This window comes from Paenibacillus sp. F4, from assembly GCF_002894905.1.
GTDB lineage: Bacteria > Bacillota > Bacilli > Paenibacillales > Paenibacillaceae > Paenibacillus > Paenibacillus polymyxa_B.
In genome coordinates this window covers 20,380-42,599 of the sequence record NZ_POVS01000007.1, presented here as the reverse complement: position 1 = coordinate 42,599, position 22,220 = coordinate 20,380, and the positions used below count along the sequence as shown (strand labels likewise).

Genomic DNA, 22,220 nt, shown 5'->3' with positions numbered 1-22,220 from the left:
GTAGCTGGCGAACAGCAACGCATGATCCGACGTGCTCATCCGAAGCGTCTGATCAAAATACGTTTTCAGATTGCATAGCCCGTGATGCTCGAGCATTACGCCCTTCGGCTGCCCCGTCGTACCCGACGTATAAATCACATACGCCAAATCGTTCGGACCGGACCACGGCTCCAAGTTGGAATCATCCTCGTGGTACACCGTTTGCTCTCCATCTAACACCAGCACGTGACCGTTGATAGCTACTTTGTCTACCAGATGGCTTTGCGTCAACAACAGCTTCGCCCCTGAGTCGTCCAGCATGTAGCGGATACGCTCCTCTGGATACGTCGGATCGATTGGGACATATGCACCCCCGGCTTTCAAAATCCCGAAGATGCCCACGATCATGTCCACCGAACGCTCGGTCATCAGACCCACCAGACGATCCTTCGTCACGCCTTGATTACGCAAGGTGCGCGCCAGACGATTCGCACGTGCATTCAGCTCGCGATAGGTCAACTGCTCTCCTTCGAAGAACAACGCTGCCTGCTCCGGTGTCTGCGCCGTTTGTGTCTCGAACAAGCCATGAATCGTTTGCTCGCTCGGATACTCAGCAGCTGTATTTCCCCATACGCTGAGAATTTGCTCACGCTCCTGCTCACTTACCATATCCAGCTCCTGCACCCGAATGTCCGGCTTCGCCACCACCTGCTCCAACAGCTGTATCAGATGGCCCTGAGTCCGTTCAACGGCTTCACGATCATATAACTTCGCATTGTATTCAAATCGGATTTTCATCGCTTCCTGCGGCATAACGACCAGATTGAAATCATAGTTGGTTTGTTCAATCATGCCGGCATTGCGAATTTCAAAATCCGACTCTGCACCTTCGCCAAGTTGCTCGACCTGCTCCTCCACCGGATAGTTTTCAAACACGATAATGTGGTTGATCAGATCTTGCTTTTGCTCGCTCAAGGCTTGAATTTCATACAGCGGATACGTTTCATAATCTTGAGAAGTCAGCGCCTGCTTCTGATTCGTTCTGATCATGTCGGCAAAGGTGTCCTCAGCCCCACTGCGGATACGTATTGGAATGGTGTTAATGAACAAGCCCACCATATTTTCGATCCCCGGAATATCCGCTGGACGACCAGACACTACACCGCCAAAAACAGCGTCGTCACTACCGTTGTACTTTTGAAGCAGTAAGCCCCAGGCCGTTTGCAGCAACGTATTCGGGGTCACGTGGTGCTGCTTGGCCACCATTTCCATACGTCCGGTCAAGTCCTTGCCCAGATCGCATAGGATATGCTCAAATTGTGCACCGTCCGCTTTCACGCCTACTTTTCCGGTCGGAATCGAAGTTTGCTGATCATAGCCGAGCAAATAATCCTTCCAGTACGCAGCTGCTGCTTCTACATCCTGTGCTTCAAGCCACTCAATATACTGACTGTATGGAGTAACTGGGGCAAGCTTCGGTTCTCTATGCTCCACGGCTGCAAAATAAGCCTCAAACACCTCATCCGTGACTAACGCCACACACCAGCCATCCATCAAGATGTGATGAGAGCTCCACACAAAATAATAATCCTCATCACCTGTTCGTAAAATCGCCACGCGCATCAACGCATCCTGGGACAAATCGAATCCGGCTGCCTTGTCCTTGCGAATAAATTCCTTCACATACGCGTCACGCTCCTGCTCATTCAGATGACGCAAATCTTCACATCTAAAACCAACATCCTTGCGGCGGAAAATAACCTGCACAGGCTCATCCTGCCAACCGCTGATGAAATTGGCTCTAAATATCTCATGCCGCTGTGCCAAATGATTCAAGCTATCTTGGAAAATATCCGCTTGGAAGCGTCCGTGCAAATCAAAGGTCGTTTGTTCAAAATAAGCACCTGACTCTGCATCCATCAGACTATGGAACAACATGCCTTTTTGCATCGGCGTCAGCGCATATACATTTTCCAGTTCCCCCATGTCACGTGTCCGTTCTACCAACTGATCCAGCTCGGCCATGGTTACATTTTTAAGCATGACATCGCTTGGCGTCAGCTCTTGCTGTTTGCGGCCTGTGCAATGCGCAATGATTTCCCGCAAGCTGGTTCGGAACTCTTCGGCTAACTGCTCCATCGTTTCATGGCGATATTCCTGCTTGCTGTAGCTGATCGTCAATTGCAGCTCGCCTTCTGAAATCAGTCCGTTCATATCCAGCGTGTGCGTTCTAGCTGCATGGGCGCTAAGCTCTGCACCGCTAGAGTAAGGAGATACGCCAATGGATTGATTTTGCATATCTTGGTCAAATTGTCCCAAATAGTTAAAGCTGATTTCAGGTTCTGTCACAAAACGCTCTTGCTCACGTGCTGCGGACAGGTATCTCAAAATCCCGTAGCCAATGCCCTTTTGCGGAATGCGGCGTAGCCCTTCTTTCACATGTTTGATGAGCTGTGAAAGGTCTTGCCCTACGCTCATATCCAGCACAACTGGGAATTGAGTCGTAAACCAGCCCACGGTGCGCGTAATATCCAGTTCTGGCAAAATGGACTCCCGTCCATGACCTTCCAGGCTCACGAGCACTCGTTCCAGGCCCGCCCAGCGATGAATAGTCAGTCCCAATGCGGTAAGCAGCAAATCATTCATATCCGTGTTGTAGGCACGATGCGCCTGTTTTAACAGCTGCTCCGTTTCCTGAGCTGTCCACGTGACTGTAATGTTCTCGCTGTCCCTATTCAAGGAATGAGAATGGGATTCGTCTTTTGGAAGCGGCTGATATACGCCTTGTTCCATTTCCTGCCAGAATGCGAGTTCTGCTACCATTGCCGGACTGTTCGCATATTGAGACTGCCCATCAGCCCAGGTGCGGAACGAATCCGTTTTGTGCGGAAGACGAGCCGCTTGTCCGTTCAATGCCTGCTCGTAGGCGGTCGTAATATCCTCGAACAAAATGCGCCAAGATACGGTATCCACCACTAAGTGATGAATAGCCATCAGCAAATGATCTCCATCCGGGCAATGGAACAGCCCCAGCTTCACCAGCGGTCCTTCGCTTAAATGAATACCCGCTTGAATTTCATTCACTTTGGCCTCGATTGCCGCAGATACCTCAGACTCATTTCTGAAGTCGGCCCGATCCAGCGTATACAGCTCGCCCTCCCCAACCGCGCGGTTCCAAGCTTCATATCCGTACTCACTAGGACGGAAAATGATACGCAGTGCGTCGTGATGGCTCACGACGTGATCCATCGCCGTGCGCAGGGCCGCTTCATCAAAACCGTCCTTGCTATGCAGCATAATGGACTGGTTATGATGATGAGCATCCGTCAGGTTCTGCTCAAAGAACCATCGTTGAACAGGTGTCAGTTTCACAGCGCCCTCCACTTCGCCCTGATCCGCCAATCTGGTCACCGATTGGACTTTCAGTGCCAATGCAGACACGGTTGGATGACTGAACAGGTCTTTCATCTCCAGTCGATAACCTGCTTGCAGCAATCGAGATGATACTTGCAAGGCCTTGATCGAATCGCCACCCAGTTCAAAGAAGTTATCCTGCGTGCCTACTGCTTCCACGCCGAGCACCCCGGCCCATACCGCAGCCAGTACTTGCTCCACCGTGGTACGCGGTGCCACATAGGCTGCACCCGTATGGATGCTTCCTTCCGGTTCCGGCAAGGCCTTGCGGTCGATTTTGCCGTTGCTGGTCAGCGGGATCGTCTCCAGTCGCATCAGACGTGCCGGCACCATGTGCGCTGGCAGCCCGGCTTCCAGCTCGGCCTGTACCTCCTCGATCCGCAGCTCGGTTTCTCCTGTGATGTACCCGCACAAATACTTGTGTCCACGTTCGTCCGTCCGGTCGATGACTACCGCTTGACGCACGCCTGGCACCCGCTGGATCGCCGTTTCAATCTCGCCCAGCTCAATCCGGTAGCCCCGGATTTTGACCTGATAATCCATCCGGCCGATAAAGTCCACATTGCCGTCCGGCATCCACCGCGCCAAGTCGCCTGTGCGGTACAATCGTTCACCTGGCACGAACGGATTCGCTACGAATTTCTCGGCTGTCAGGTCCACACGATTCAGGTAGCCTCGTGCCACCCCGGCACCGCCAATGCACAGCTCGCCCAGTACACCGATCGGCACCGGATTCAGCTGGCTGTCCACAATGTAAAACCGTGCATTCAGCCACGCCTGACCAATCGGTACATTGCCGCTACTTGGCAGCTTCGACAGTTCTTCGTCGTAGAAGCTGGAGTCGATCGCCGCTTCCGTGACACCATAGCTGTTTATCATGCGAATATCTGCGCCAAATCGTTCTTGCAGCACCCGATAATCTGTCACGCTGCAGCTATCCGAGCTGGTAATCAGCAATTCCAGACTGCTCATGTCCAGTCCCTGTTCATGCACATGCTGCATAAACGGTACGATCAGGGCCGGGGTCGATTCGAACACCGTAATCTGATAGTCGCGAATCCAGCCATATAGACGGCTTGGATCAATCCGGTCGTCCTTCGGACAGATGACCATCGTGCCGCCGTTATAGAACACCCGTGCGATATCCCCGACGAATACGTCGAAGGAGAAGCTTGCCAATTGCAGCAACCGTACCGGGAACTGGTTCAGACGGTAATCCCGGCGATAGGCCGCAGCTGTATTCACCAAGCTGCGATGCTCAATCATGACGCCCTTCGGACGTCCCGTTGTCCCGGACGTGTAGATCACATACGCCAGATCCTGCGGTTCGTTGATGTGCTCGATATCCGCGGCATCCCCGGTATACAGCGACTCATTGTCCAGCGCCAGTACGGTACGCAGACTTAGTCCCGTTGCGGGTTCGACTGTAGCTTCGCTTTCATCCAGCCAGACCTGTGCACGCTCCTGTAAACCCGTTTGGGTCAACAGTACCGTCGCACCACTGTCCTCCAGCATGAAACGAATACGTTCGGACGGATAATCTGCATCCAATGGCACATACGCACCGCCGGCCTTCCATACCGCCAATACACCGACCAGCATGTCCACCGAACGTTCACTCAAAATGCCGACAATCGACTCGCGTCCAATGCCTTCATTTCGCAATCTACGGGCCAATTGGTTCGCACGCTCGTTCAGTGTGCGGTACGTCAGTTGTTGCTCCTCGTACACCACCGCCACGTGATCCGGTACCAGCTGCGCTTGTTCTTCCACAAAGGTGTGGAACAAGGCTCCTGCTTCAACTGCAGCAACATCCGTTACTCCCAAATCTCCAAAACCATAGATGATTTGTGCCTTTTCCTCCACAGTCACCATATCCAAAGCTGCCAGTGGCTGCTGCGGATGCAGGGTAATTGCACGAACAAGCTCGGTAAAATGCTGTGCCAATCGCGCGATCGTTTCAGGCTTGTACAGCGCCGTGCTGTATTCCAGACTGCACAGAATGCCTTCTGGCTGCTCCACTGCATCCAAGGTCAGATCAAATTTGGCCGTATGATTGTCCGTCGGATACGTTTTAAAGGTCAGACCCTCCAGCTCGAACTCCTGCTGCTCAAATGTTTTCAGCTCAAACATCGTGTCAAACAGCGCATTCCGGCTCGTATCCCGCGTTAAATTCAGTTTTTCAACCAGTTCTTCAAAAGGATATTCCTGATGCTCATACGCACTGAGCGCATGCTCTTTGACCTCTTGCAAGTAGTCCAGGAACGTTTTGTCGCCAGCCGGATAATTGCGGATCGCCAGCGTGTTGAGGAATACGCCTACCAAGCCCTCCAGTTCCGCATGCGGTCTTCCGGCAATCGGCGTGCCGACGATGATATCTTCCTGTCCCGAATATTTATGCAAAAGCGTGCTATACGCGGCCAGCAACACCATGTACAAGGTGGAGCCGGTTTGCGCAGCCAGCTGTTTCAACTGCTCGCTATCCTCCAGGCTGATCGCAAATTCCAATCGAGCTCCTTCCTGACGCTGTACGGCTGGTCTTGCAAAATCCGTAGGCATATCCAGCGCCGGAATGTCACCAGCCATGGTTTTCAGCCAATAGCTTTCCTGCTCACGAAGACGTTCACTTTGCATATCGGCATGCTGCCAAACCGCATAGTCCTTGTACTGGATGCGCAGTGGCGGCAGTTCCTTACCTTCATACAATTGAGAGAACTCCTGCACGATAATTCCTTCAGTCACGCCATCCGAAATAATATGGTGCATGTCATAGAGCATAACGTGACGCTCCGGTCCGGTTTCCACCAGTTGAACCCGCAGCAATGGTGCTTGTGCGAGATCAAATGCGCGTACAAAGTCCAGTGCATACTGCTGGGTCTCTTCTTCGCTTGCCTGCACATGCTCCACGTTGAATGTGACGCCCGATTCAATCCGTTGAATAACCTCACCATCCACCATGTCGAATCGGGTTCGCAGGGCTTCATGGCGGGCAATCAGCTGGCGGAAGGCTTGCTCCAGTCGCGTTTTATCCAAGGAACCTTCAATGATCAAAGCGCCTGGCATATTGTAGCTAACCTCTCCGCCTTCCAGGTGACTCAGAACGTACATCCGTTTTTGCGCCGAGGACACGGGATAATATACGCGCTCCTCCGCAACAGGGATGGATACATACGTTTGCTGCGTCTGAACTTCTCCCATCACCTGTACCAGTTGCTCAATCGTCGGATATTGGAAAATATCTCGCAGCGCCAGCTTGTAATTCAGCTCCTGATGAATTTTCGCCATCAGTGTTGTCGCGCGCAGAGAATGTCCTCCCACTTCAAAGAAGTTATCCTGGATGCCTATCTGCCGATGATTCAAAACGCTTTGCCAAATACGTACCAGTCGCTCTTCCAGCAGTGTCCGCGGTGCCACGTACGCTGTGCCTCCTTCGAGGCGCGCTTCCGGCGCAGGCAACGCTTTGCGGTCAATTTTCCCGTTTGGTGTCAGCGGGAAATGATCCAGTTGTACGACATATGTCGGGATCATATAACCCGGCAGCTTGGGCTGCAGCAGGTTGCGCAGCTCTGGCAAATTCAGCGCATCAGAGGCTACGACATACGCACACAAATCCTTGTCTCCATCTTCGTTTTCCCAGGCGGTGACGATGGCTTTCTCAATGCCATCCACGGTCAGCAGCTGTGCTTCCACCTCGCCCAGTTCAATCCGGAAGCCCCGGATTTTGACCTGATCATCCATCCGGCCGATAAAGTCCACATTCCCATCCGGCATCCACCGCGCCAAATCACCTGTGCGGTATAATCGTTCACCCGCTACATATGGATTCGCTACGAATTTCTCGGCCGTCAGGTCTGCACGGTTCAGGTAGCCTCGTGCCACCCCGGCTCCGCCAATGCACAGTTCACCCAGTACGCCGATCGGCACCGGATTCAGCTGGCTGTCCACGATGTAGAAGCGGGCGTTCAGCCACGCCTGGCCAATCGGCACATGGCCGCTGCTTGGCAGCTTCGACAGCTCTTCATCATAGAAGCTAGAGTCGATTGCCGCTTCTGTGACGCCGTAACTATTCATAATGCGAATATCCGCGCCAAACCGTTCTTGCAGCACCCGGTAATCTGTCACGCTGCAGCTATCCGAGCTGGTGATCAGCAGTTCCAGACTGCTCATGTCCAGCCCCTGTTCATGCACATGCTGCATAAACGGTACGATCAGGGCTGGGGTCGATTCGAACACTGTAATCTGGTAATCGCGAATCCAGTCATACAAACGGCTAAAATCAATCCGATCGTCTTTCGGACAAATGACCATCGTGCCGCCGTTATAGAGCGTCCGCGCGATATCCCCGACGAATACGTCGAACGAGAAGCTCGCCAGCTGCAGCAGTCGTACCGGGAACTCGCTCAAACGGTAATCTCGGCGATACGCCGCAGCCGTATTGACCAAGCTGTGATGCTCAATCATGACCCCTTTCGGACGTCCTGTTGTCCCGGACGTGTAGATCACATACGCCAGATCCTGCGGTTCGTTGATGTGATCGACGTCTGTGGTATCTCCGATGTACAGCGACTCATCGTCCAACGCCAGTACGGTATGCAGACGCAGCACTGTTGCCGGTTCGGATGCTGCTTCGCTGTCAGACTTCGAATCTGATTTCAAGCTTACGCCTTCACTAAGGCGGTCTCTTTCCATCGTTTCAGCGCTAACCGCCGTCTCCAGCTCACTCTCATTCTTTCCTTCGCCCAGAGCCCATTGGCTTTCATTCAGCCAACCCAGTGCACGCTCCTGCAAGCCCGTTTGGGTCAACAGTACCCTCGCACCACTGTCCTCCAGCATGAAACGAATACGTTCGGACGGATAGTCTGCATCCAGCGGCACGTACGCACCGCCGGCCTTCCACACCGCCAGTACGCCGATCAACATATCCACCGAGCGTTCACTCAAGATGCCAACCATCGACTCGCGTCCAACGCCTTCGTTCCGCAATCTCCGCGCCAATTGGTTCGCACGCTCGTTCAGTTTCCGGTACGTAAGCTGCTGCTCCTCGTACACCACCGCCACATGATCCGGTACAAGCTGCGCCTGTTCTTCCACAAAGGTATGGAATAAGGCTTCTGCCTCGACTACAGCAACATCCGATACCCCCACATCTCCAAATCCATGGATGATTTGTGCTTTTTCCTCGGCAGGTACCATCTCCAAAGCTGCCAGTGGCTGTTGTGGATGCAGTGTAATTGCACGTACGAGTTCGGTAAAATGCTGCGCCAATCGCGCAATCGTTTCAGGCTTGTACAGCGCCGTGCTGTATTCCAGACGGCACAGAATGCCTTCTGGCTGCTCTATTGCATCCAAGCTCAGATCAAATTTGGCCGTATTATTTTCCAGCGGATACGAATTCAGGATCAGACCTTCCAGCTCGAACTCCTGCTGCTCCAATGTTTTCAACTCAAACATCGTGTCAAACAGCGCATTTCGACTCGTATCCCGCGTCAAATTCAGCTTTTCAACCAACTCTTCAAAAGGATAGTCCTGATGCTCATAAGCACTGAGCGCATGCTCCTTCACCTCTTGCAGATAATCCAGAAACGATTGGTCGCTAGACGGATAATTGCGGATTGCCAGCGTGTTGATGAAGACACCTACCAGGCTCTCCAGTTCCGCATGCGGTCTTCCAGCAATCGGCGTGCCGACTACGATATCTTCTTGGCCTGTGTATTTATGCAAGAGCGTAGTGTACGCCGCCAGCAGCACCATATACAAGGTTGCGCCTGTTTGTCCCGCCAGTTCTTTCAGGCGTTCGCTAACTTCACGCTCCAGTCCGAATTCGATCGTATCCCCTGCCGTACTCTGCACCGCCGGACGGGCAAAGTCGGTTGCCAGATCCAGCACAGGCACGCCGCCCCGGAAGGTACCCAGCCAGTACGCTTCCTGACGCTGCATCCACTCCTGATGGGCTTCGCTTTGCTGCCATACCGCATAATCCTTGTACTGAATCCGCAATGCCGGTAGCTCTTCACCGCCATACAAGCGGACAAATTCATCGGTCAGTACCTCCATCGACACACCATCCGAAACGATATGATGCATGTCGAGCATGAGTAAATGCTGGGATTCCTGCTCTGCTCCTTGTGCGCCCAGATCCACCAAGCCCACCCGCAGCAGCGGTGCAGCTTTCAGATCGAACGGACGCACAAACTGCCGTACCCGTTCTTGTGCTTCCTGGCTGACCGTCGTGTCCGTAGCTGTATCCAAATCTGTAGATGTGTCCTGATCTGTATCCGTAGTTGCACGCTCTGCCTGTACCTTCGTATATTCCACCTCGAACGGCACGGTGTCCTCAACCCATTGCATCGGCTCATTGTCCACCAGCTCAAAGCAGGTACGCAAGGTTGCATGGCGATCGATCAGTTGACGGAACACGTCTTCTACTCGTTTCACATCCAGCGGACCGCTCACTTGCAGCACCGACGGCATGTTGTAGTTCACATCACTTGGATCAAACTGATGCAGCACATACAGTCGTTTTTGCGCCGAAGATAACGGGTAGAAGCTGCGTTCTTCCGTTACCGGAATGGACGCATAGGTTACTTGATCCAGACTTTCTAACACCGTTGCCAGTTGCTCAATCGTTGGTGCTTCAAAAATACTGCGTAGTGGAAGCGGCTTGTTCAGCTCCTTGTGAATTTTCGAGGCCAGTGTCGTCGCCCGCAGCGAGTGTCCGCCAATCTCGAAGAAGTTTTCCTTCACACCAACCTGCGTGAGACCCAGTACATCCTGCCAAATGTGCGCCAGTTTCACTTCCACCCACGTCCGCGGTGCGACATAATCGGCTCCGCTTTGCAGGCTGCCTTCCGGTGCTGGCAGGGCTTTGCGGTCAATTTTGCCATTTGGACTCAGTGGCATCTGCTCCAGCTGTACAAAGTACGATGGCACCATGTAGCTTGGCAGTTCTCGGCCCAGCTCACTTCTCAGCTCGCTGGCGCCGAGCTCTTGTCCGGCGACATAGTAGGCCACCATTTGTTTTTGTCCCGTCTCATCCGCACGCGCCGTGACCACGGCTTCGCGTACCGATTCCACTTGGAGCAGCTGCGATTCGACCTCGCCCAGCTCAATTCGGTACCCGCGGATTTTGACTTGATGGTCGATCCGGCCCAAATATTCAATGTTGCCGTCTGCCATCCATCTCGCCAAATCACCTGTACGGTACATCCGCTCATACCCGGCTTCCCCGCCGGCAAACGGATCGGCTACGAATTTCTCCGCCGTCAGCTCCGGTCGGTTCAGATAGCCTCGGGCTACGCCGACACCGCCGATGCACAGTTCGCCCGCAACCCCGATCGGCTGCAATTGCTCCGTGCCTTCCTTCACGATGTACAGACGAATATTCTGAATCGGTTTCCCGATCGGAATAACCGAATAGGTTTCATTAAGCTCGCAATCGAAGTACGATACGTCCACCGTCGCTTCGGTTGGACCATACAGGTTGATCAGCTTCGCTCCAGCCAGGCTCGACACGAGCCGTTGGAACCGCGCCACATGCTGTGGCGGCAACGCTTCGCCGCTGGCAAAGACATGGCGCAGCGTTCCCAGCTTCGCTTGCATCACTTCCCGTGGCTGCTGCTCCACGTACTCCAGGAACGCATGCAGCATAGCGGGTACAAAGTGCATCGTGCTCACGCCATCGCGGGCAATCGTATCGACGATGTCTTCCGGGTTCTTTTCCCCACCTACCGATAGCAAGCTCACCTTCGAGCCGACCAGCGACCACCAGAACAGCTCCCACACCGACACGTCGAACGTGAAGGCGGTCTTTTGCAGGATCGTATCTTCCGCACTCAAGCCATAACGATCATGCATCCACAAAATTCGGTTCAGCACGGAATGGTGCTCCACCATCACGCCCTTCGGTTTTCCCGTGGAGCCGGAGGTGTAGATGACATAGGCTACATGGTGTGGCCCAGCCAGTGGCTCCAGATTCGAACCGTCTTCGTGGTAAATGTCCTCGCGATCCTGCTCATGACGATCCAGCACCAGCACCTGGCCGTCAAAACTCAGTGAGGCTTGCTCGGCCAAATGCGATTGCGTCAGCACCAGCTTCGCGCCCGAGTCCTCCAGCATAAAGCGGATGCGGTCCGCCGGATATTCCGGATCAATGGGCACGTAGGCTCCGCCTGCTTTGAGGATCGCATAAATGCCTACGATCATGTCCAGAGAGCGCTGAACCAGTATGCCTACAGGCTGATCCGGTTCAACACCTTCCGTACGCAGCGTCCGAGCCAAACGGTTCGCGCGCTCATTCAACTCCGCGTAGGTCAGCGACTCCGACCCGAATATCACCGCTGCCTGATCCGGTGTATCCGCGGCCTGCTGCTCAAACAATGCGCTTAGCGTTTGATCTTGCGGATAGGCTGCGGCCGTATCTCCCCAGACCTGAACGATCTGCGCCTGCTCTTCCGGTGTCACCAATTCCAACTCATTTACTCGGATATGCGGATTGTCGATAATTTGCTCGATGACATGCAGTACATGTCCCTGCATCCGCTCTATCGTAGACCGATCGTATACATTGGCGTTATATCTGAACATGATGCGGAAAAGCTCATCGGGCATCACAATCAGGTCCAGATCATAGTTCGTTTGCTCGACAACCTCTACATTCGTAATTTCAAAAGCGGACGGACGAACTTCACCCAGCTGCTCGACTTGCTCCTCTACCGGATAATTCTCAAATACCATAATGTGGTTAATCAGATGCTGCTTCTGCTCGGTCAATGCCTGAATTTCATACAGCGGGAAGCTGTCATAGGCTCCCGAGGCCAGTGCCTGTTCCTGCGTTTTCCGCATCACTTCCACAAAAGTGGCATTCCGTTCACTTTGAATCCGCACCGGAATCGTATTAATGAACAAACCGATCATATGCTCTACGCCGGCAATATCTGTTGGACGTCCAGATACGACACTACCGAAAATAACATCCTCATTGTTGTTATATTTCTGCAAAATAAGGCCCCACACGCTCTGCATCAGCGTATTAATCGTGACCTGCTGCTGCTTCGCAATCCGGTGTATGGCTTCGCTCCACGTTGGATCCAGATCTACCGTTATTTTTTCAGAGATATATTTGCTGGTGTCGCTTGTTGTAGTGGATACAGTATGATCTCCGCTGTCCGCCACTTGGTCTTTCGATGAAGTATCCGATCCAGGTAACAACGTCTGCTGTTCAAAGCCGGCCAAATAGCTGCTCCAATAATCTTTTGCTGCACGCTCATCCTGACGCCCCAGCCATTCGATATATTGGCCATATGGTGTGATCGGAGCAAGCTCCGGCTGCTTCTGCTCCAGCAATGCAAAGTACGTACCAAACACTTCACCAGTAACTAGCGATAAGCACCAGCCGTCCATGACAATGTGATGGAAGCTCCATACCAAGTGATACGTTTCTTCATGGGTCTGCAATACCTGTACGCGCATGAGGGCATCCGTACCAAGATTAAAGCCTCTAGCCTGGTCCTCTTGCTTAAACGCCTGGATATACGCCTGTTGCTCCGCTTCCTGCATTTCCCGTATATCCTGGAAAGAAAGGTCGCTATCTTTGTGGCGGAACACGATCTGCAATGGCTCCTGACTGTGTCCTGTCTCAAACATATGGAAATTCGTTCGCAGCGCTTCATGACGCTGTGTCAGTACATCCAGACTCTTGCGGAAAACAGCCACATCAAAGCTGCCTTTTTGATCAAACGAGGCTTGCTGGAAGTAGGCGCCTGACTCCGGCTCCATCAAGCTATGGAAAAGCATCCCCTTCTGCATAGGCGAAAGAGCATACACATTTTCCAGCTCGCCCACAGAAGCTGTTTGCTCCGTCAATTGCTCCAGTTGCTCCAGTGTCAAGCCCTTGAACAATACATCGCTTGGTGTTAGCTCACTCCGCTCTTTGGAGGCACAATGAGCGATCACTTCTTGCAAGCTTTCCTGCAGCAACTGCGCAAATTTTTCTACATTTTGCTGATGATATACCTTACTGTCATAGCGAATTTCCAGTGTCAGCGCGCCCGCTGTAATCATTCCGTTCACATTCAGCGGATGCTCCAGTACGGTATGATTACTCATCGGCTCTCCACCTGGATGTGAAGACAGAACGATATCCCCATTTTCCAAGTCCTGATCAAATTGTCCCAAATAGTTAAAGCTAATTTCAGGCTGCAAGGCAAGGGAATGATTGGCATCATCCTGAGACATATATTTCAAAATGCCGTAGCCAATGCCCTTATGCGGCACATGACGCAGGTCTTCCTTCACCCGCTTGATTCGCTGCCCTACTTCCGCCTTTCCGTCCACACCCAGCAGCACCGGATATTGGCTTGTAAACCAGCCCACGGTACGGGTGATGTCGATATCTGGAACAATGGCTTCCCGGCCATGTCCCTCCAGATTGACCAGCACGCGCTCCTGACCGCTCCAGTTATATACCGCTGTGCCGAGTGCGGTTAACAGCAGATCATTGACCTCGGTGTGGTACGCACGGTGTGCTTCCTGCAGCAGCAGTCGTGTTTCCTGTTCGGTCCAAGCCACGGTCACCGTCGCAGTGTCTCGGATTAGAGAATGTTGTCCCTCTGCTCTCTCTTGATCCTTAGGCAACGATGCAACTTCCGTTTGGGCAAGACGGTGCCAGTATTCGCGTTCGTCTTCGATGGCCGGACTATTCGCATATTGTGATAAGCACTCTGCCCAAGTGGAGAACGAGTCCGTTTTATATGGCAAACGAATGGCTTCTCCACGAACCGCCTGCTTATATCCAGTCGCGAAATCCTCAAACACAATCCGCCATGAAATCCCGTCTACGACCAAATGATGAATCGCAATCAGTAAATGATCTCCATCCATGCAGCGGAAAAGTCCCAGCTTCACCAACGGCCCTTCGTCCAGATGAATGGAGCTTTGGATGGCGTTGGCTTTCATTTCAATTGCTGCTGCAACATCTGCAATGTTTTGCACATCCGTCAGATCAACAACGTCTAGACTATACAGCTCGCCTTCGTTCAAACCGCGATTCCACGCTTCATAGCCCTGTTCGGTCTGACGGAAGACCATACGTAGCGCATCATGATGCTCCGTTACCTTGGTCACCGTTTGATGCAATGCGGCTTCATCAAAGCCTTGTGCTCTATATAGCATCACCGACTGGTTAAAATAATCCGGCTCTGCTGATGATTGTCCAAAGAACCATTGTTGAATCGGAGTCAGCTTGACGCTTCCCGAAACCACCCGCTGATCGGCTGTACGGCTGACCTTGTGTACATAACCACTCAGCAGCGAGACAGAAGGATATTGGAACAAATCCTTCATGTCCAGCTTGTAGCCCGCTTGCAGCAAACGGGAGGATACCTGGATTGCTTTGATCGAATCGCCGCCCAGATCAAAGAAATTATCCAAAATCCCGACTCTCTTCGCCCCCAACACGGCCTGCCAAATGGACACTAACGTCTGCTCCAGCGCTGTGCGCGGCTCTACATAGTTTGCTCCGCTTTGCAGGCTGCCTTCTGGTGCTGGCAGGGCCTTGCGGTCGATTTTACCGTTAGGTGTCAGTGGCATTTGCTCCAGCTGGATGAAATACGAAGGCACCATGTAGTTTGGTAGCTCCTCACCCAGTAAGCTGCGCAGCTCACCCGCGCTCACTTCCCGTTCAGCGACATAGTACGCCACCAGTTGGTTTTGCCCCTGCTCGTCCGCCTGGGCCAGTACGATGACCTCTTGTACATCCTCCACTTTCAAAATTTGTGCATCGACCTCACCCAGCTCGATCCGATAGCCCCGGATTTTCACCTGATGGTCGATCCGGCCCAAATATTCGATATTTCCGTCTGGCATCCATCTCGCCAAGTCACCTGTACGGTACATTCGTTCATACCCTGCTTCACCAGCCGCAAACGGATTCGATACAAATTTCTCAGCCGTCAGCTCTGGGCGATCCAGATAACCCCGAGCCAGACCCGGACCGGACACGCACAACTCACCCGCAACGCCTACCGGAGCCAAATGTCCATGCACATCCACCATGTATACCCGATGATTCGGCACAGGGCGTCCGATAGAAATCAGCTGTCCGGCTCTCTCATCCTCGGATACGGGCCAGATGGACGTCGCCACCGAATTTTCGGTGGGACCGTAGCCGTTGTAGTACGCCACCTGATCCTTCCACTTGTATACCAATTCTGTTGAAGATGCAGAACCCGCAGTGAACAGAATACGCAGGTTTGGCATCCGTTCTGGCTCCAGATAGACCGCATAGGTCGGTGGCAAAGCGGCCACGGTGATTTGATGATCCGCCATATATTGCTCAAACCGCTCGTAGTTCAAAATCGTCTCTGACGTTGGTACATACAGTGTGGCTCCACAGAACAGTGCCTGGAAGATTTCCCAGCAAGCCGCATCAAACGAATAGCTGGCGAACAGCAACGCATGATCCGACGTACGGATCTTGAGCGTCTGATCAAAATACGTTTTCAGATTGCACAGCCCGTGATGCTCGAGCATTACGCCCTTCGGCTGCCCCGTCGTACCCGACGTATAGATCACATATGCCAGATCGTCCGGACCGGACCACGGCTCCAAATTGGAATCATCCTCGTGGTACACCGTTTGCTCCCCATCCAACACCAGCACCTGACCGTCGATAGCCGCTTTGTCCACCAGATGGTTTTGCGTTAACAACAGCTTCGCACCCGAGTCGTCCAGCATATAGCGGATACGCTCCTCTGGATACGTCGGATCGATGGGCACATATGCACCCCCGGCTTTTAAAATCCCGAAGATACCTACGATCATGTCCACCGAGCGCTCGGTCATCAGACCCACCAGACGATCTTTCGTCACGCCTTGACTGCGCAAGGTACGAGCTAATCGATTGGCGCGTGCATTCAGCTCGCGATAGGTCAACTGCTCTCCTTCGAAGAACAGTGCTGTCTGCTCCGGCGTCTGCGCGGTTTGCGCCTCGAACAAGCCATGGATCGTTTGCTCGCTTGGATACTCGGTCGCCGTATCTCCCCATACGCTGAGAATTTGCTCACGCTCCTGCGTGGTTACCATATCCAGCTCATGCACGCGAATGTCCGGCTTCGCTGTCACCTGTTCCAGCAACTTCACCAGATGACCTCGAATTTGCTCTACGCTTTCCCGTTCAAATGCCAAGGCATTATAACCAAAGTTCATGTGAATAGTGTTGCCCGGCAGCACCACCAAGTTAAAGTCATAGTTGGTCTGCTCGACAGACTCGGCTCCTGTGATCGTGAAGCTGGACTCTTCACCGCTGCCTAATTGCTCAATTTGCTCCTCTACCGGATAGTTCTCAAAAATAAGAATATGATTGATCAAATCCTGCTTAAGCTCCGACAGCCCCTGAATTTCATATAACGGATACGTATCATAGGCATGGGAAGCAATGGATTGCTCTTGGGTTTGCTTCATCACGTCTGAGAATAAACTGTCCACTTGACTGCGGATGCGTACAGGAATGGTATTGATAAACAGACCAATAATGTGCTCCACATTCGGAATGTCTGCCGGACGTCCAGATACCACGCTGCCAAACACCACATCATCTGTGCCATTATATTTTTGCAGCAAAAGGCTCCAAACCGTCTGCATCAACGTATTCATCGTCACCTGATAACGCTTGGCTACGCGCTGAATGCCAGCCGTTAGATCCGCACCTAAGTCAAAATCCAGACGCTCCGCCTGATACCCCGTCTTACCCTGGATTTTTGCCTGTGGCAAGCGGGACTGCTCCTCATATCCTTCCAGAACCTTGCTCCAGTAACCTGATGCGGCCTGACGATCCTGTTGTTCCAGCCATTCGATATATTGACTGTACGGCGTTACAGGTGCCAGTTCCGGCTGCTTATGGGCCAGTATCGCAAAATAACTCGCAAACACTTCGTTTGTCACCAGCGACAAGCACCAGCCGTCCATGACGATATGGTGGAAGCTCCACACAAAACGGTACGAATCCTCACCTGTGCGCAAAACAGCCACACGCATCAAAGCATCTTGCGCCAGATCAAAGCCTCTTTGCTTGTCTTGGCGCGTATATTCGAGGATGTACTCGTTTTGCCGCTCTTGCTCCATATCCCGCAAATCCTCCACATACAGTTCGCTGCGCTTATTGCGGTACACGACCTGAAGCGGTTCATCTTTCCAGCCGCTGTAGAAGTTCGTGCGCAGTACCGTATGCCGCTGCATTAATACATCCAAACTGGCCGCAAACGCATCGACATTAAAATGTCCCTGCAGATCAAAGGATGCCTGTTCAAAATAAGCTCCTGATTGCGAGTCCATCAGATTGTAAAAGAGCATGCCCTTTTGCATCGGCGTCAGCGCGTATACATTTTCCAGCTCCCCTATACGTGCAGCCTGTTCCGCAATTTGTTCCAGTTCTCCAGTCGTCAGACCTTTAAAGGACACATCACTCGGCGTCAGCTCCGGCTGTTCCTGAGCGACGCAATGTGTAATCACCTCTTGCAAAGCGGATTGCAGCAGTCCCGCCACACGTTCCAGCGTTTCTTTGCGATACTGCTTACGGCTGTAAGCGATCGTCAAGCGCAGCGTGCCTTCCGAGATCATCGCATTCAAATCCAGCGTATATTGCAGTGGTGAATGTGCATCCTCTGTCTCCCCTGCACTATAGGGTGACCATGTGATTCCACTGTTTTGCACATCCTGATCGACCTGTCCCAGGTAGTTAAAGCTGATTTCCGGTTCTGCTCCAATCGCCTGCGCTTCATCCGATGCAGACGCAGGGGACAAGTAGCGCCATGTGCCATAGGTCAGCCCTTTATGTGGAATGCGGCGCAGACCTTCCTTCGTTTCTTTAATCCGCTGGGCCAGCGTCAGGTTGACATCTGTGTCCAGCAGCACCGGATACAAGCTCGTAAACCAGCCTACTGTACGTGTAATATCCACCTCTGGCAGGATTGCTTCCCGGCCATGTCCCTCCAGATTCACCAGCACCTGTCCTGCGCCTGTCCAGTTGTGCATCGCCAATCCTAACGCGGTCAGCAGCAAATCATTGACCTCGGTGTTGTAGGCGCGATGGGCCTGCTTTAACAGTTGCTGGGTTTCAGCTTCGGTCCACTCTACCGTCAGCACTTCGCTGTCTGTATTCAAGGAGCCCTCGTAGACAAAATCCTTCGGTAGCGGCGTCGCTTCCGCTTTGGCCTGTTCCAGCCGCTGCCAGTAAGCTTCATCCGATGCAGCCTCAGGACGGTTGGCGTAAGACGACAACTCCCGTGCCCATGCTTGGAAGGAATCCGTTTTATATGGCAATCGTACAGGCTCGCCTTTGATCGCCTGCTCGTAACCTGTCGAGAAATCTTCAAACAGAATTCTCCACGACACCCCGTCTATCACCAAATGGTGAATAGCTATGAGCAAATGATCGCCCTCTGCTGTGTGGAACAATCCCAGCTTCACCAGAGGTCCTTCGGACAGGTGAATGCTGCTTTGAATTTCATTTGCCTTCGCTTCCAGCGCTTCCGCATAGGCTACTTGTTCACGGTAGTCTTCGATTTCCAGCGTATACAACGCGCCTTCATCTACACCGCGTGTCCAAGCCTCGTAACCGGATGAAGTCTGACGGAATACCGTACGAAGCGCATCATGATGCTTCACGATGTGATCCATGACTTGGCGAATCGCCGTCTCATCAAAGCCCTCGGCACGATAGAGCATGACCGCCTGATTAAAGTGCTGCGGGCGCTCGCGCTCCTGCGCAAAGAACCAATGCTGGATCGGAAGCAACGCGGTTTCCCCGCTTACTTCTCCTTGATCTGCCATACGGCTGACCTCATGCATATGCGGTGCCAAGGTTGCAACCGTTGGATACTGGAACAAATCCTTCATGTCCAGCTTATAGCCGGCCTGGAACGCACGGGATGCGATTTGGATGGCCTTAATGGAATCGCCGCCCAGATCAAAGAAATTGTCCAAAATACCGACCGTCTGTAGCCCCAGTACTGACTGCCAAACCGCTACCAAAGCGCGTTCTGGCGCCGTACGCGGCTCTGCATAATCCGTTCCGGTTTGCAGGCTGCCTTCCGGTGCTGGCAGGGCCTTGCGGTCAATTTTTCCATTTGGACTCAGCGGCATCTGCTCTAGCTGCACAAAGTACGATGGCACCATGTAGCTTGGCAGCTCTCGGCCTAGCTCACTTCTCAGCCCGCTAGCACCGATCTCTTGTCCCGCAACGTAGTACGCCACCATTTGTTTTTGTCCCGTTTCATCCGCACGAGCCATGACGACCGCTTCTCGTACCGATTCTACTTGGAGCAGCTGCGATTCGACCTCTCCCAGCTCAATCCGGTACCCCCGGATTTTCACTTGATGGTCGATCCGGCCCAGATATTCAATGTTGCCGTCCGGCATCCATCTCGCCAAATCGCCTGTGCGGTACATCCGTTCATAGCCTGCTTCCCCGCCAGCAAACGGATCGGCTACGAATTTCTCGGCCGTCAGCTCTGGACGGTTCAGATAGCCTCGGGCGACGCCGACACCGCCAATGCACAGCTCTCCCGCAACCCCGATCGGCTGCAATTGCTCCGTGCCTTCCTTCACGATGTACAGACGGATGTTTTGAATCGGTTTTCCGATGGGAATGACCGAATAGGTTTCATTAGGCTCGCAATCGAAGTACGATACGTCCACCGTCGCTTCGGTTGGACCGTACAGGTTGATCAGCTTCGCTCCGGCCAGGCTCGACACGAGCCATTGGAACCGGGCCACATGCTGTGGTGGCAATGCTTCGCCGCTGGCAAAGACATGACGCAACGTTGCCAGCTTCGCTTGCATCACTTCCCGTGGCTGCTGCTCCACGTACTCCAGGAACGCATGCAGCATGGCAGGTACAAAGTGCATTGTGCTCACGCCATCGCGGGCAATCGTGTCGACGATGTCTTCCGGGTTCTTTTCCCCGCCCACGGACAGCAGGCTTACCTTCGAACCGACCAGCGACCACCAGAACAGCTCCCACACCGATACGTCGAACGTGAAGGCGGTCTTTTGCAGGATCGTATCTTCCGCACTCAAGCCGTATCGATCATGCATCCACAAAATCCGGTTCAGCACAGAATGGTGCTCAATCATAACGCCCTTCGGTTTTCCCGTGGAGCCGGACGTATAGATGACATAGGCTACATGGTGTGGTCCGGCCAGTGGCTCCAGATTCGAACCGTCTTCGTGATATATGTCCTCGCGATCCAGCACCAACACCTGGCCGCCGTCGAAACTCAGCGATGCTTGCTCCGCCAGATGCGATTGCGTCAGCACCAGCTTCGCGCCCGAGTCCTCCAGCATAAAGCGGATGCGGTCTGCCGGATATTCTGGATCGATGGGCACGTAGGCTCCGCCTGCCTTGAGGATCGCGTAGATGCCCACGATCATGTCCAGCGAGCGTTGAACCAGTATGCCTACAGGCTGATCCGGTTCAACACCTTCCGCACGCAAGGTGCGTGCGAGACGATTGGCTCGCTCGTTCAGCTCACGGTAGGTCAACGATTCCGATCCGCACAACACCGCCACTTGCTCCGGTGTGTTCGCTACCTGCTGCTCGAACAGCGCACTTAATGTCTGATCCTGCGGATAGGCTGCCGCCGTATCCCCCCACACCTGAACGATCTGTGCCCGTTCTTGCGGGGTTACCAATTCCAGCTCATTCACACGGATATTTGGATTGTCCACGATTTGTCCGATGACATGGTCGATATGGCTCTGGATACGCTCCATGGCAGACCGACTATACACCAGAGCATTGTATTCAAGCAGGATGGAGATATCCTCGTCAGGCACGACAATCAGGTTAAAATCGTAGTTGGTTTGCTCGGCAAGTGCCACATTGGCAATAGAGAAGCCATTTTCTGCTCTTGTCTCGCTGGAACCGCCCACCTGCTTCATCTGTTGCCCGATCGGGTAATTTTCAAAGACCATGATGTGATGAATTAGGTCTTGTTTTTGTGCAGTCAGCGCCTGAATATCGTACAACGGGAACGTGTCATAGACACTGGAGGCCAAAGCCTGTTCCTGTGTGCGCTGCAATACTTCAGCAAATGTAGCATCCGGTGCACTGCAAATGCGTACTGGAATCGTGTTGATAAACAATCCGATCATGTTCTCCACGCCTGGAAGGTCTGCCGGACGACCGGATACCACACCACCAAACACAACATCCTGATTATTATTGTATTGCTGTAAAATAACGCCCCACACGCTTTGCAGCAATGTGTTAATCGTGACATGTTGTTGCTTGGCCATTTGGTTCAATGCCGCGGTCCGTTCTTTACCCAACATAAAGGGCAGCTTTTCCGAAGCATAGCCGGAATGGGAATCCGCACCGCTTCCGTCTGGTTCTTCATCCCGTCCTACTATAGAAGCTTGCGCGTTCTCACCAGGCAACAAGGTTTGCTGCTCAAAGCCCGCCAAATAGTCACTCCAATAACGGGTCGCTTCCTGTGCATCCTGATGTTCCAACCATTCAATATAGTCACTATACGGCTTGACAGGTGTGAGCTCTGGCTGCTTGTTTTCCAGCAAGGCAACATATGCACCAAACACTTCGTCCGTCATCAGGGACAGGCACCAGCCGTCCATCACGATATGATGGAAGCTCCATACAAAACGGTATAAGCTATCACCCGTGCGGAAGACGGCTACGCGCATGAGCGCATCCTTGCTTAGATCAAAGCCTCGAGCTTTATCCTGGGCCACAAATTCAGCTACAGCGTGTTCGCGCCCTCTGACATCCTCATAAAAGAAGCTCGGATTTTTATGACGATAGACAATCTGCA

1 protein-coding gene (running past both ends of the window) is annotated in these 22,220 nt (G+C 53.0%); it reads right to left on the bottom strand.

The whole window is internal to a non-ribosomal peptide synthase/polyketide synthase gene (locus C1T21_RS05310; RefSeq protein ID WP_103047502.1) on the bottom strand: the coding sequence, 42,285 nt in all, runs 5,790 nt past the left edge and 14,275 nt past the right edge, and what appears here is coding positions 14,276-36,495 (codon 4,759, partial, through codon 12,165, complete); reading right to left, the first codon wholly in view occupies positions 22,216 to 22,218. Both the start codon and the stop codon lie outside the window.